This is a genomic window from Dietzia sp. UBA5065 (genome assembly GCA_002415925.1).
Classification (GTDB): domain Bacteria; phylum Actinomycetota; class Actinomycetes; order Mycobacteriales; family Mycobacteriaceae; genus Dietzia.
In genome coordinates this window covers 10,777-23,600 of record DIAZ01000063.1, presented here as the reverse complement: position 1 = coordinate 23,600, position 12,824 = coordinate 10,777, and the positions used below count along the sequence as shown (strand labels likewise).

Annotated in this window: 10 protein-coding genes, 1 pseudogene and 1 riboswitch; all 11 genes and pseudogenes read left to right on the top strand. The window is 72.5% G+C overall.

The features are described from left to right. Positions 1-130: 130 nt before the first annotated feature. The gene (locus B4M60_RS04900; protein WP_291080828.1) at positions 131-976 is read left to right on the top strand and encodes a trypsin-like serine protease; all 846 of its coding nucleotides are present in this window, start codon (positions 131-133) and stop codon (positions 974-976) included. Positions 977-1,138: 162 nt separating this feature from the next. Further along, a riboswitch (SAM riboswitch) is annotated at positions 1,139-1,233 on the top strand. Between the two features lie 42 nt (positions 1,234-1,275). Continuing rightward, on the top strand, positions 1,276-2,406 hold the full coding sequence (locus B4M60_RS04895) for an LLM class flavin-dependent oxidoreductase (protein WP_291080826.1): 1,131 nt from the start codon (positions 1,276-1,278) through the stop codon (positions 2,404-2,406). Further along, a complete protein-coding gene (locus B4M60_RS04890) occupies positions 2,403-3,548 on the top strand; it encodes an LLM class flavin-dependent oxidoreductase (protein WP_291080824.1) in 1,146 nt (381 codons plus the stop codon). The genes B4M60_RS04895 and B4M60_RS04890 overlap by 4 nt, the downstream gene beginning before the upstream one ends. Continuing rightward, a complete protein-coding gene (locus B4M60_RS04885; protein WP_291080822.1) occupies positions 3,545-4,642 on the top strand; it encodes an LLM class flavin-dependent oxidoreductase in 1,098 nt (365 codons plus the stop codon). Before B4M60_RS04890 ends, B4M60_RS04885 begins: the two co-directional genes overlap by 4 nt. Continuing rightward, entirely contained in the window at positions 4,639-6,084 is a 1,446-nt protein-coding gene (locus B4M60_RS04880) for an NtaA/DmoA family FMN-dependent monooxygenase (protein ID WP_291080820.1), read from the top strand. The genes B4M60_RS04885 and B4M60_RS04880 overlap by 4 nt, the downstream gene beginning before the upstream one ends. Beyond that, positions 6,081-7,703, top strand: coding sequence for an ABC transporter substrate-binding protein (locus tag B4M60_RS04875; RefSeq protein ID WP_291080818.1), 1,623 nt, complete (start codon positions 6,081-6,083; stop codon positions 7,701-7,703). Before B4M60_RS04880 ends, B4M60_RS04875 begins: the two co-directional genes overlap by 4 nt. Before the next feature lie 3 nt (positions 7,704-7,706). Further along, on the top strand, positions 7,707-8,729 hold the full coding sequence (locus tag B4M60_RS04870; RefSeq protein ID WP_291080816.1) for an ABC transporter permease: 1,023 nt from the start codon (positions 7,707-7,709) through the stop codon (positions 8,727-8,729). Positions 8,730-8,883: 154 nt separating this feature from the next. Then, positions 8,884-9,669, top strand: coding sequence for an ABC transporter permease (locus B4M60_RS04865; protein WP_291080836.1), 786 nt, complete (start codon positions 8,884-8,886; stop codon positions 9,667-9,669). Continuing rightward, positions 9,666-11,324 carry a dipeptide ABC transporter ATP-binding protein gene (locus B4M60_RS04860; RefSeq protein ID WP_291080814.1) on the top strand — a complete coding sequence of 553 codons (1,659 nt, stop codon included), beginning with the start codon at positions 9,666-9,668 and terminating at the stop codon, positions 11,322-11,324. Before B4M60_RS04865 ends, B4M60_RS04860 begins: the two co-directional genes overlap by 4 nt. A 58-nt stretch (positions 11,325-11,382) precedes the next feature. Continuing rightward, positions 11,383-11,814: a GNAT family N-acetyltransferase gene (locus tag B4M60_RS04855; protein WP_291080812.1), complete on the top strand. Its 432-nt coding sequence runs from the start codon at positions 11,383-11,385 to the stop codon at positions 11,812-11,814. Between the two features lie 153 nt (positions 11,815-11,967). Then, a pseudogene (locus B4M60_RS04850) lies at positions 11,968-12,824 on the top strand (2-isopropylmalate synthase); the annotation flags it as partial.

Below are 12,824 nucleotides of genomic sequence, written 5' to 3'. Positions count from 1 at the left end.
CGGCACGGGGCGAGGCGGTACGGGGCGAGGCGGCCGGGGTAACGCACCCGGGGTCCCCCGCGATCCCTGAACCATGAGGACCCACCCCAAGCGGCCCGACGACCCCGCAGCGTCACCTAGGCTGGGCCCCATGCGCCTCACTCGCCCCAGTGGCACCGGCCGCTCCGCGCGCGGTGACCGCGCCACCCACCTCGGCCGCGCCGCCCGCCTCGCGACTGCCGCGGCCGCCGTCGCCGCCCTGGCCGCCCCCCTGGCCCTCGCCGCCCCGACCGCCGGCGCCGTGGTGAACGGCGCCCCCTCCGGCCCCGCCCCCTGGGCCGTCCAGATCACCTCGTTCCACGCCGCCCCCGGCACACCCTGCACCGGCGTTGTGGTGGCCCCGCGGTGGGTGGCCACGGCCGCGCACTGCGGCCCGGCCGACGCGGGCGCCTACACGTTGGGATTCGGCAACTGGGCCACCGTCCCCGGCGGCTTCGCCGAGACCGCGTCCCTGGCGAGCCCCCCGATCGTCGGCGCGTTCGGTTCCCTCGACACCGGCAGCCTCGGCCGGCACGCCCCCGTGGCCGCCTACCACGCCCCCGCCGGGGACGTGATGCTGCTCAAGCTGGCCCATCCCGCCCCCGCGCCCGCGGTCCTGCGCGGCGGCGTCGACCCCGCCCCCGGCACCGTCCTGCGCTTCCACGGCTTCGGCGAGACCACCGCCGGCGGGGCGCGGTCCCCGGAGGTGCTCACCGGCCTGACGCGCCTCGACCGGATGGCGCCGCGCGCCGGCTCCCGGATCGGGCTGTCCCACACCATCCAGGGCGGATACGGGTTCGGCGACTCCGGCGGGCCCGTGTTCCACGGCGACCGGCTGGTGGGCCTGCACTCGGGCTCGGATCACGCGCGGCGCCAGCCCGACGGCACCAACCCGGCCTGGTACGAATCGATCCCCGCGCAGAACGGCTGGATCGACTGGATGATCGCCAACAGGTGACCCCGTGCGGCGCGAATCCCCGGTTCCGCCACGTGGCATTCCAGACCGAACCGGGTCCCGAACTGCGCTGAATTCCCCTCCCCACGATTCCTTTGCGGCCTTTCCTCACCGCTGCACGAAAATATTGCCGGGGCGTCAATCCCGCCCGTAGCGTCTCTCTCGCATCATCACGAGCGATTGAGAGACCCGGCTCGTCGACATCGCAGCAACCCCCCGATCTTCTCGGGCGCGGGTGCTACCGCCGGGACCGATGAATGGATAAGGCCGCATTCCGCGCGGCCTTCCCTGCGAGGAGCCCTGTGAAATTCCTGTTGATGACCCTTATCGCCACGTCGCCGGATCCGGCGACCGGGCGAGTGCCCTCACCCTCCGAACGGTTGCGGGAGGTGGTGGACAACGCCGTCCTGGCCGAGCAACTCGGCTATGACGGGTTCGCGGTGGGCGAGCGGCACGAGCGCCCGTTCCTGTCCTCCGCGCCCCCGGTGGTGCTCAGCCACATCGCGGCGCGAACCGAGTCGATCGCCCTCTTCACGGCCGTCACCACCCTGAGCCTGCTCGACCCGGTCCGGGCGTTCGAGGACTACTCGACGCTCGACAACCTGTCCGGGGGCCGCCTCCAGCTGATGGTCGGCAAGGGCAACGGCGCAGCTCAGGCCCAGCTCTTCCACGTCACCGAGGCCGACCAGTGGGACCGCAACCGCGAGGGGTACGAGCTCTTCCGCGCGCTCTGGGAGAGCGAGAAGGTGAACTGGAGCGGGCACTTCCGCCCGCCGCTGACGGACGCCGAGGCCCTGCCCCGGCCGCTGCAGAAGCGGATCACCATCTGGCACGGCAGCGCGACCAGCCGGGAGTCCGTCGAACTGGCCGCCCTGCACGGGGATCCGGTGTTCTCGGCGAACGTCACCAACCCCATCGAGCCGTACGCGGAATTGATCGACCACTACCGCGAGCGGTGGGAATTCCACGGCCACGATCCGGCCGACGCCCGCGTGGGCGCGGGCACCGCCGGCTATTACGCGGCCAGAATTTCGCAGGACGCGAAGAACACCTATCGTCCGGTATTCGAGAGGAATATCGCCAGGGCGAAGGAATTCGGCCTCACGCCGGTATTCCATTCCCTGGAGGACGCAATCGAGAGAAGCTCTCTGTTGCTCGGGAGCCCGCAGGAGATCATCGACAAGGTATTGCGCTACAACGAGCGGTTCGGCCACGAGGTCATCCACCTCCACGCCGACGCCGACGGTCTGCCGGCCGGCGCGCATCGGGATTCGCTGGAACTCTTCCAGAGTGAGATCGCGCCGGTCCTGCGCCGGGAGATCCCCAGCCGTCCGCTGCTCACGGACCGCGACGCCACCGATGTCGTCGTCGTCGACCCCACCGCCACCACCGCACGCATCGACCGTTCCGCACGGGCGGAGGTCCTCGTATGAGCGCCCCGACCCGCGTCCCCCTGTCCGTCCTCGACCTGGCCCCGATCAGCGAGGGCTCCGACGCCGCCACGGCGCTGCACGACACCGTGGACCTGGCCCGGCACGCCGAGCAGTGGGGTTACTCGCGCTACTGGCTGGCCGAACACCACTTCGTCGACGTGGCCAGCTCCTCCCCCGTCGTGCTGGCGGGGCAGATCGCAGGCGCCACCTCGACCATCCGGGTCGGGTCGGCGGCGGTCCAGACCGGCCACCGCACCGCGGTGAGCATCGTGGAGGAGTGGGCGACCCTCGACGCGTTCCACCCGGGCCGGTTCGACCTGGGGCTCGGACGCTCCGGGCAGCGCCGGGCCGAGATCGAGAAGGCGGTCACAGCGTCCGCCGCCGCGGCGGAGGCCGGAGCGCCCACCCGCGAGCGAGAGGTGATCGACGGGGTGGTCATCCCCGCCCCGCTCGATCTCGGCAAGCTCCTCACCAGCGGGCTCGCGACGAGATCCTTCGACGCGGTGACCCCCAGGGGCGCGATCCCGCCGGACTTCGCCGAGCAGGTCGACGACATCGAGGCGTTCCTGCGGGGCAGCTACACCACCCCGGACGGCGTCGAACTGCGCACCACGCCCGGGGCCGGCGCGGACCTGCAGGTGTGGATCTTCGGCAGCAGCAGGGGCCAGAGCGCGCAGGTCGCCGGGAGCCGCGGCCTGCCGTTCGTGGCGAACTACCACGTGAGCCCGTCCACCACGCTCGAGGCGGTCGAGGCCTACCGGGACGCGTTCGTCCCGTCCGAGGCGTACCCCGAGCCGTATGTGGTGGTCTCCGCGGACGTGGTGGTGGCCGACGACGACGACACCGCCGCCGGTCTCGCCAGTACCTACCCGCACTGGGTGCACAGCATCCGCAGCGGCCGGGGGGCCGTCCAGTACCCCGACCCCGCGACCGCCGAGCCCCTCACGCCCGAGCAACTGACCCTGGTCCGAGACCGGGTCGAGACGCAGTTCGTCGGCGGTCCCGGGACCGTCGTGGCCCGCCTCGAGGCGCTGCAGGCCCTCACCGGGGCCGACGAACTCGTCATCACCTCCGTCACCCACCGCCACGACGACCGCCTCCGGTCGCACGAGCTCCTAGCCACTGCATGGGGATTGTCATGAGCACATTCGCACTCGGTCTGGACGTCGACGGCGACGGGTACCACCCCGCCGCCTGGCGTCGGGCCTCCCACTCGCCCGCCGAACTCCTCACCCCGCGCCGGGTCCGCACCGTGGTCGCGGCGGCGGAGAACGCCGGGTTCACGTTCGCCCTGTTCGACGACTCGCCGGTCGCCGGCGCCCCGGGCCCCGACACCCAGGGCCGGATCGACGCGGTGACCCGCGCCGCGTTCGTCGCGGGGTCCACCAGCGCCATCGGCCTGGTGCCGGTGGCGTCGACCACCTACAGCGAGCCGTTCCACGTCGCCACCCAGATCGCCTCCCTCGACCACGCGTCGCGGGGCCGCGCCGGCTGGCTCGCCGCGCGCACCACCGACCGCGCGGCCGGTCCGGCCTTCGGGGTCCCGGCGCGGACGGACGAGCAGATCGACGCCGACCAGCGCGACGCGGTGACCGTGGCGCGCGCGCTGTGGGACTCGTGGGACGACGACGCCGTGATCCGCGACTCGACCACCGGCCGCTACCTCGACCGCGACCGGATCCGCCACGTCGGCTTCGTCGGCGAGAACCTCAGCGTCACGGGGCCGTCCATCGTGCCCCGGCCCCCGCAGGGGCAGGTCGTGGTGTTCGGCCGGGACGGCGAGCTCCCGGCGGACGCCGCCGACGTGGTGGTGGTCTCCGGCGACAGCGTGGACCGGCTTCGCGCGGCCGCGCGGAACGCCCGTCTGGCCGGTTCCGGGCGGGTGGTGGCCGAGGTGTTCGTCGCCCTGGACCTCGACCGTCCCGGCCACCCGACGGAGACCGCCTCCCAGCGCATCGACTCGCTCGACGCCCACACCGGGTTCGTGCTCGATCCGGGCGCCTTCTCCGCCACCGGGGACGCCGCGACGGTCGTCGGGATCCTCACCGAGCTCGCGTCCTTCCTCGACGGCGCGATCCTGCGACCGCTGGTGCTGGACGAGGAGATCCGGGTCCTCACCCGGCTCGTCCTCCCGGCGCTCCTCGGCCGCCGCGTCCTCCGCCGGCCCCTCGTCGGGGCCACTCTCCGCGACCACCTCGGCCTCGCCCGGCCCGTCAACCTCATCGGAGCGTCATGACCACCCACACCCACCGACCCGATCCCGACCGGACCACCGACCACCCGCGGCCCGACGCGCAGGTCCACCTCGGGGTGTTCTTCCAGGGGGTCAACCACACGACCATCTGGTCCGACCCCGCCAGCGGCTCCCAGATCGACTTCGAGTCGTTCCGGCACCTCGCGCAGACCGCCGAGCGCGGCCTGTTCGACGCCTTCTTCCTGGGCGAGGGGCTCCGACTGCGCGAACAGCAGGGCAAGCTCCTGGACCTGGACGTGGCCGGCCGCCCGGACGCCATCACCCAGCTCTCGGCCCTGGCCGGGATCACCCGCCACCTCGGCCTGGTGGCCACCCAGAACACCACCTACAACGAGCCCGCCGACCTGGCCCGGCGGCTGTCCAGCCTCGACCTGCTCTCGGAGGGGCGTGCGGGGTGGAACATGGTCACCACCGACAACGCCTGGACCGGCGAGAACTTCCGCCGCGGCGGCTTCCTCGACCACTCCCTGCGCTACGAGCGCGCGGGGCAGTTCGTCGAGGCCGCCCGCGCGATCTGGGACGGGTGGGACCACGACGCCGTCGCCACCGGCACCGACGCCCCCGGCTGGTCCCACGCGGGTGCACTGCGCAGGGCGCGGTGGACCGGGCCCCAGTTCGACGTGGACCTCCACCCCACCACCCCGCGCAGCCGGCAGGGCCACCCGGTGCTCTTCCAGGCCGGGGACTCCGCACAGGGCCGCGACTTCGCCGCGAAGTACGCCGACGTGATCTTCTCCGCGCACGGCGGCGACCTCGACGACGCCCTGTCCTTCGCGAACGATGTGCGCGCCCGGTTGCGCGCGTTCGGGCGGCAGCCGGACGAGCTGCGGATCCTGCCCGGTGCCGAGGTGGTCCTCGCCGACACCGAGGCCGAGGTCGAGGAGAAGCTGCGATGGGTCCGCGAGGGCCAGTTCAGCGGCGCCACGGCCCTGTCCATCCTCGGGCAGGTCTGGGGCAGGGACCTGTCCCACCTGGACCCGGACGGCCCGCTGCCCGCGGACGACCCGGAGCCGGCCCCGATCTCGGTGACGCGCGGCTCGGCGTTCGGGCTCAAGGACCCGCTGGAGATCGCGACGCAGTGGCGCGCGCTGGCCGAGGCGAGGACCCTGTCCATCCGGCAGCTCATCATCGAGACCTCGGCCCGCCGCGGCTGGGTGGGCACGCCGTCGGCCGTCGCCGACCGGCTGATCCACTACGTCCGTAGCGGTGCGATCGACGGGCTCAACATCACCCCGTACATCGTCCCGGGCGGGCTCGACGACGTCGTCGACAAGCTCGTCCCCGCCCTCCAGGAGCGCGGCGCCTACCGCACCGCCTACACCGGGTCGACCCTGCGGGAGCACCTCGATCTCCCACCCGCCCCGGTGCGCGCCGCCCACCACACCGACTCCCCCCTGACGACCGCCCACGGAGGCACCCGATGACCACCCGACTCCCACGCCTGCTCACCGGCACGGCCGCCCTGCTCACCGTGTCCCTCGCGGCGGCCGCGTGCGGGTCCGCCGGCCCGACCACCGGCGCCGACGCCGGCGACCCCACGCCCGGCGGCACCCTGCGCTACGGCCTCTCCCAGGCCCCGACCTGCTCCGACCCCACCCAGGCCGGCACCAACCAGACCATCTACGTCACCCGCCAGGTCGTCGACTCCCTCACCGACCAGGACCCGGAGACCGGCGAGATCACCCCGTGGCTCGCCGAGCGCTGGGACGTCAGCGCGGACGCCACCTCCTTCACGTTCCACCTCCGCGAGGGCGTGACCTTCAGCGACGGCACGCCGCTCACGGCGGACACGGTCCGCGCCAACTTCGAGGCCATCCCGGGGCTCGGCGCCAAGGCGGGCCAGGCCTCCAGCTTCCTGGCCGGGCTCACGGAGATCGCCGTGGAGGACCCCACGACGGTCCGGATCGAGTTCGGGGCGCCCAACGCCCAGTTCCTCCAGGCCTCGTCGACCTCCCAGCTGGGCATCCAGTCCGAGTCGACCGTCGCCCTGTCCGCCGAGGAGCGGTGCGCGGGTGAGAACATCGGCACCGGCCCGTTCGTCTACTCCGACTGGCAGCAGGACCGCTCGGCCACCCTGGAGAAACGGACCGGCTACGACTGGGCCTCCCCCGTCGCCTCCCACACCGGCGAGGCGTACCTCGACGGCATCGAGTTCACCGTGGTCCCCGAGTCGGGTGTCCGCTCCGGCTCCGTCTCCTCCGACCAGCTCGACCTCATCAGCGACGCGCTGCCGCAGGACGCCCCGCAGATCGAGGGCGCCGGCGGCGAGATCGTCACCACGAGCAACCCGGGAGTGCCCTTCGGGATCCAGCCGAACGTCTCCCGCGGCGTGCTCGCGGACCCGGACGTCCGCCGGGCACTCATCCCGGCGATCGACCGGCAGGAGCTCATCGACACCGTCCTGGACGACGACTTCAACCCGGCCACCAGCTCCCTGGCCTCCCGGACGCCGGGGTACACGGACCTCGCCGGCATCGCCACCCACGACCCGGACCTGGCCCGCGAGATCCTCGACGACGCCGGATGGGTCGAGGGGCCCGGCGGCATCCGCGCCAAGGACGGCGTGCCCCTGGCGTTCACCGTGACCTACAGTGCCGTGTTCGCCGGCAACCAGGCGATCCTCGAGCTGGTCCAGCAACAGCTCAAGGAGGTCGGTGTCGACCTGACCCTGGGCCTGGTGTCCACGCCGGAGATGACCGCCAAACAGACCTCCGGTGACTACGACGCCGTGTACTACAACGTCACCCGTGCCGACGGCGACATCCTGCGCACCCTGTTCTCGCTCAAGGGGACCAACCTCAACAAGCGGACCGACCCGATCCCGGCGCTCGACGACGCGCTGGCCGGCCAGCTCGCGGAGATCGACACGGCCAAGCGCAACGCCCTGCTCGCCACCGCCCAGGAGCAGGTCCTCGACGCGGGTCTGTGGATCCCGACCATCGAGCTGTCCCAGGTCATCGGCGCCTCGGAGAACACGCAGGACGTGACCTTCGACGCCACCGCCCGACTGGTGTTCTACGACACCTGGCTCGTGGGGGCCTGACCCGTGATCGCCTACATCGGCTGGCGGGTGGTCCAGGCCGCGGTGGTGCTGCTCAGCTCGTTCACGATCGCGTTCGCGGTCCTGTTCGTCCTCCCGTCCGACGCGGTGAGCATCGCCGTGGGCGGGGACCTGTCCGCGCAGGTCGACGACGCGGCGGTGGCCGAGCTGCAGGCCCGCTACGGCCTGGACCAGCCGCTGCCGGTCCAGTACTGGACCGCGCTGAGCAACGCGGCGCAGGGGGATCTGGGCACCTCGATCGCCACCGGCCAGCCGGTGACCACCGCGATCGGGGAGGCCCTCCCCGGGACGGCCGCGCTGGCGGGCACGGCGGCCCTCCTGGCCGTCGCGGGGGGACTCCTCCTCGCCCTGGCCTCCGGCTACCCCGGGCACGACCGGGTCCGGGCCTGGCTGCTCGCGCTGCCGCCGCTCGGGGTCGCGGTGCCCACCTTCTGGGTGGGGCTGATGCTGCTCCAGGTGTTCTCCTTCACCCTGGGCTGGGTTCCGGCCTTCGGGGACAAAGGGCTCGCCAGCCTGGTGCTGCCCGCGATCACGCTGGCGATCCCCTCGGGGGCGATGATCGCCCAGGTGCTCACGACGAGCATCGCCACCACCTCGCGGCAGCCGTTCGTCGAGACTGCGCGGGCCAAGGGCGCGAGCAGTTTCCGGGTGCTCGTGCACCACGTCCTGCGGTCGGCGAGCCTGCCCGCCCTCACCATCGCCGGCCTCATGGTGGCCAACCTGCTGGCCGGCGCGGTGGTGGTGGAGACGGTGTTCTCCCGGGCCGGCGTGGGCAGGCTCACCCAGACCTCCGTCCTCGCCCAGGACATCCCCGTGGTGCTGGGGATCGTCGTCCTGTCGACCCTGGTCTTCGTCGCCGTCAACCTCGTCGTCGACCTGCTGTACCCGCTCATCGACCCCCGGGTCGTCACCGGCGCCCGGGCGTCGCGCCCCGCCCGCGTGGCGGGGACGGCCGCCGCAACACCCTCCGCACCGTCCGCCGAGAAGATCGAGGTGACCCGTGTCTGACGTCCTGCTCGCCGAGCGCGAACCGGCCCGGGTCCGGGCCGTCCCGTCGGCTGCTCCCCCCGCCGCGGCGATCCCCGGATCCCCCGCCCCCTCCACCGGGGAGCCGCGGGGTCGGCGCCCCCGGTCCCGCCGACTCCGGCCGGCCCGGGCCCACGTGTCGGTGGCCCTGGCCGCGCTGGTGGTGCTCACGGTGATCGGGTTCGCGTTCCTCCCGTCCGTGTTCGCCACGGGTGACCCCCTCGCGGGCGTCCCCGCGGACAAGCTCCGGCCGCCGGGCCCCCAGCACTGGTTCGGCACGGACAACATCGGCCGCGACCTCTACACGCGTGTCGTCTACGGGGCCCGGCTGTCCCTGACCGCGACCCTGATCGCGGTGACCATCGCCCTGGTGGCGGGCACCCTGATCGGCCTGCTCGCCGGCACCGTCGGCGGCGCGGTGGACATCGTGCTCATGCGGATCGTCGACGTGATGCTCTCGATCCCGTCCCTGCTGCTCTCCCTCGCCCTGGTCACCGCGCTGGGGTTCGGCACGGTCAACGTGGCCATCGCGGTGGGAGTGGCGATGATCGCCGGCTTCGCCCGCGTCACGCGCTCGGAGGTCCTCCGGGTCCGCCGGGCACCCTACGTCGAGGCCGCCTTCGCGAGCGGCGTGCGCTGGTGGACGGTGCTGGGTCGGCACATCCTGCGCAACTCCTACGGCCCGGTGATCTCGCTGGCCGCCGTGGAGTTCGGGATGGCCATCCTCGCGGTCTCGGCGCTGAGCTTCCTCGGGTTCGGATCCGCGCCGCCCGCCCCGGAATGGGGCTCGATGATCTCCGAGGGACGCGACTTCCTGTCCGTGGCGTGGTGGATGACCACCCTCCCGGGCCTCGTGATCATCGCCGTCGTCCTGTCAGCGCACCACCTCGGCCACAGCCTCTCCGGGAGGAACCGCTCATGAGCGCCACCGCACCCGTCCTCACGATCCGCGGCCTGCGGGTCGCCTACGGCTCCGGCCCGGACGCCGTGATCGCGGTCCACGGGATCGACCTCGAGGTCCACCGCGGCGAGGTGGTGGCGATCGTCGGCGAGTCCGGCTCGGGCAAGTCCACCACCGCCCACGCGGTCGTCGGCCTGGGCCCCGGCCGGGTCCTGTCGGGCACGATCGAGTTCGACGGCCAGCGCATCGACCACCTGGGCCACCGCGCGCTGGAGAAGCTGCGTGGGGCCGGGATCGGGCTCGTCCCCCAGGACCCCGCCTCGTCCCTCAACCCCGTCACCCGGATCGGCGAGCAGATCGCCGAGGTGCTGCGCATCCACGGCCGGGCCGACCGGAGGACCGCGCGGGCGGAGGCGATCCGGATCCTCGCCGAGGCGGGGCTCGACCACCCGGAGCTGCGTGCCCGGCAATACCCGCAGGACCTCTCCGGCGGCCAGCGGCAGCGGGTGCTCATCGGCATCGCGCTGGCGTGCGCCCCCGACCTCGTGATCGCGGACGAGCCCACGAGCGCCCTCGACGTGACGGTCCAGAAGCGCATCCTCGACCACCTCGACGCCCGGATCGCGGCCACCGGCTCCGCGGTTCTGCTCATCACCCACGACCTCGGGGTGGCCGCCGACCGCGCCGACAGGATCGTCGTGATGAGCGGCGGCCGGATAGTCGAGGAGGGCACCGCGCGTCAGATCCTCACGGCGCCCACGCACGAGTACACGCGGGCGCTCCTCGGGGCCGCACCCGGCATCCGCACGGTCGAGCCCCGTGGGCGTGTGGCGGTGGCGGGCTCGGCGGGATCGCAGCCGGCCGCGGGCACGTCCGGGGAACCGGCACCCCGGGGCGAGCCCCTGGTCTCGGTCGACGGGCTGTCCAAGAGCTTCCGCGTGGGCCGGGGCCGCGGCTTCGACGCGGTGAGACAGGTGAGCTTCCGGATCCACCGCGGCCGCACCCTGTCACTGGTGGGCGAGTCCGGATCCGGCAAGTCCACCACGGCGCGGATCGTCGCCCGGCTGGAGACCGCGACCTCCGGTCAGGTGAGCGTCGGGGGCCGCCCGGTCACCGCGTTGCGGGGCCGGGAGCTGAGGGAGTTCCGTCGCCGGGTGCAGCTGGTGCACCAGAACCCCTACTCGGCGCTCAACCCCAAGCTCACCGTCGAGCAGATCGTCACCGAACCCCTGGCGGCGTTCGGGATCGGCGACCGGGGCTCGCGGCGGCGATCGGCGCGGGAGATGCTGGACCAGGTGGCGCTGGGTGCCGAGTACCTGACACGCCTGCCCGCCCAGCTGTCGGGCGGGCAGCGGCAGCGGGTCGCGATCGCCCGGGCCCTGGTCCTCAACCCCGATCTGGTGGTCCTCGACGAACCGGTCTCCGCGCTCGACGTGCGGGTCCAGGCGGAGATCCTCGACCTCCTGGCACGCTTGCAGCGCGACCACGACCTCGGCTACCTGTTCATCTCGCACGACCTCGCGGTGGTCCGCCAGATCAGCGACGACGTGGTGGTGATGCGGCACGGCGTGGCCGTGGAGTCCGGACCCGTGGCGGAGGTGTTCTCCGATCCGCAGCACGAGTACACCCGGGAGCTCCTCGAGGCCATTCCCGGCCGGCTGGTCGCCGGGCGGTGACGGAGACGCGATCGGCGTCGACCGTGCCGAATCCGCCCGGGTTTGCCACACTGGACTGATGGACGCGCACGAGGTCGTTGTCCGTCGGGCTTCGCGCTCCGACGCGGACCTCGTGCTGTCCGCCACGGACCTGTTCTCCACCCCGCCCACCGCCGAGTGGACCCAGGACTTCCTGGACCGCGGATCCAACCTGCTCCTGCTGGCGATCAGGGACGAGGTTCCCGTGGGAATGCTCGTCGCGGTCGAGACCAGCCACCTGGGCGCCAGCCCGGACCTGTTCGTCTACGGCATCTGCGTACGCGAGGACCTGCGGAACGAGGGGATCGCCCACCAGTTGGTCGACAAGGCCGTCGAGGTGGCCGAGGAGGCCGGGTGCAGCCAGGTGTGGGGGTCGATGCACCACGGCGAGGAACTGGGACCCGGTTCGCCACTCTCCCCGCCCGGACCGGTCACCACCGAGTCCACGACCTTCACCATCCCGATTCCGTGACGCCCTCGGAATCGGTGTATCGTGGCCCCCATGCAGCGCGTGCTCCTTCTTGGGTGCCGCGGCGGGGCCCGCTGAGGCGGACCGGCTCCCCGTCGCGGGATCTCGTCGCGCCGGTCCGATCCCACCAGATCGCATCCAGGAAAGAGCCCCGTTATGTCTCCCGCTGACGCATTCGTCTCGTCGTCGTCGACCATCACTCCCCCCTCCAAGCCCGGACGCCCCGACCAACCGTCGTGGAACCGCCAGAAGGGCTCGTCGATGCCGACGCATCGCTACCGCTCCTTCGCGGACGAGGTCGAGGACGTCTCGCTGCCCGACCGCACGTGGCCGGACAAGACCATCTCCCACGCCCCGCAGTGGTGCGCCGTGGACCTGCGCGACGGCAACCAGGCCCTGATCGACCCCATGAGCCCGGCCCGCAAGCGCCGCATGTTCGAGCTGCTCGTGCGGATGGGCTACAAGGAGATCGAGGTCGGCTTCCCGTCGGCGTCGCAGACGGACTTCGACTTCGTCCGCGAGATCATCGAGGACGACGCGATCCCCGAGGACGTCACCATCCAGGTGCTGGTCCAGTGCCGCGAGGACCTGATCCGCCGCACGTTCGAGGCGTGCGAGGGCGCGTCGAACGTGATCGTGCACTTCTACAACTCCACCTCGATCCTGCAGCGCAAGGTGGTGTTCCGTAAGGACCGCGACGCCATCAAGAAGATCGCCACCGACGCCGCCGAGCTGGTCACCACCATCGCGCGCGACTACCCGGACACCAACTGGCGCTGGGAGTACTCGCCCGAGTCGTTCACCGGTACCGAGCTGGCGTTCTCCAAGGAGGTCTGCGACGCCGTCACCGAGGTCGTGGGCGCGACGCCGGAGAACCCCATCATCATCAACCTGCCGGCGACGGTCGAGATGGCCACGCCCAACGTGTACGCCGACCAGATCGAGTGGATGCACCGCAACCTGGCCCACCGCGACTCCACCATCATGTCGCTGCACCCGCACAACGACCGCGG

Excerpts from the sequence above, each read along its gene's own strand:
- B4M60_RS04900 (WP_291080828.1), top strand. The coding sequence starts at position 131 with ATGCGCCTCACTCGCCCCAGTGGCACCGGCCGCTCCGCGCGCGGTGAC.
- B4M60_RS04890 (WP_291080824.1), top strand. The coding sequence starts at position 2,403 with ATGAGCGCCCCGACCCGCGTCCCCCTGTCCGTCCTCGACCTGGCCCCG.
- B4M60_RS04885 (WP_291080822.1), top strand. The coding sequence starts at position 3,545 with ATGAGCACATTCGCACTCGGTCTGGACGTCGACGGCGACGGGTACCAC.
- B4M60_RS04880 (WP_291080820.1), top strand. The coding sequence starts at position 4,639 with ATGACCACCCACACCCACCGACCCGATCCCGACCGGACCACCGACCAC.
- B4M60_RS04875 (WP_291080818.1), top strand. The coding sequence starts at position 6,081 with ATGACCACCCGACTCCCACGCCTGCTCACCGGCACGGCCGCCCTGCTC.
- B4M60_RS04860 (WP_291080814.1), top strand. The coding sequence starts at position 9,666 with ATGAGCGCCACCGCACCCGTCCTCACGATCCGCGGCCTGCGGGTCGCC.
- B4M60_RS04855 (WP_291080812.1), top strand. The coding sequence starts at position 11,383 with ATGGACGCGCACGAGGTCGTTGTCCGTCGGGCTTCGCGCTCCGACGCG.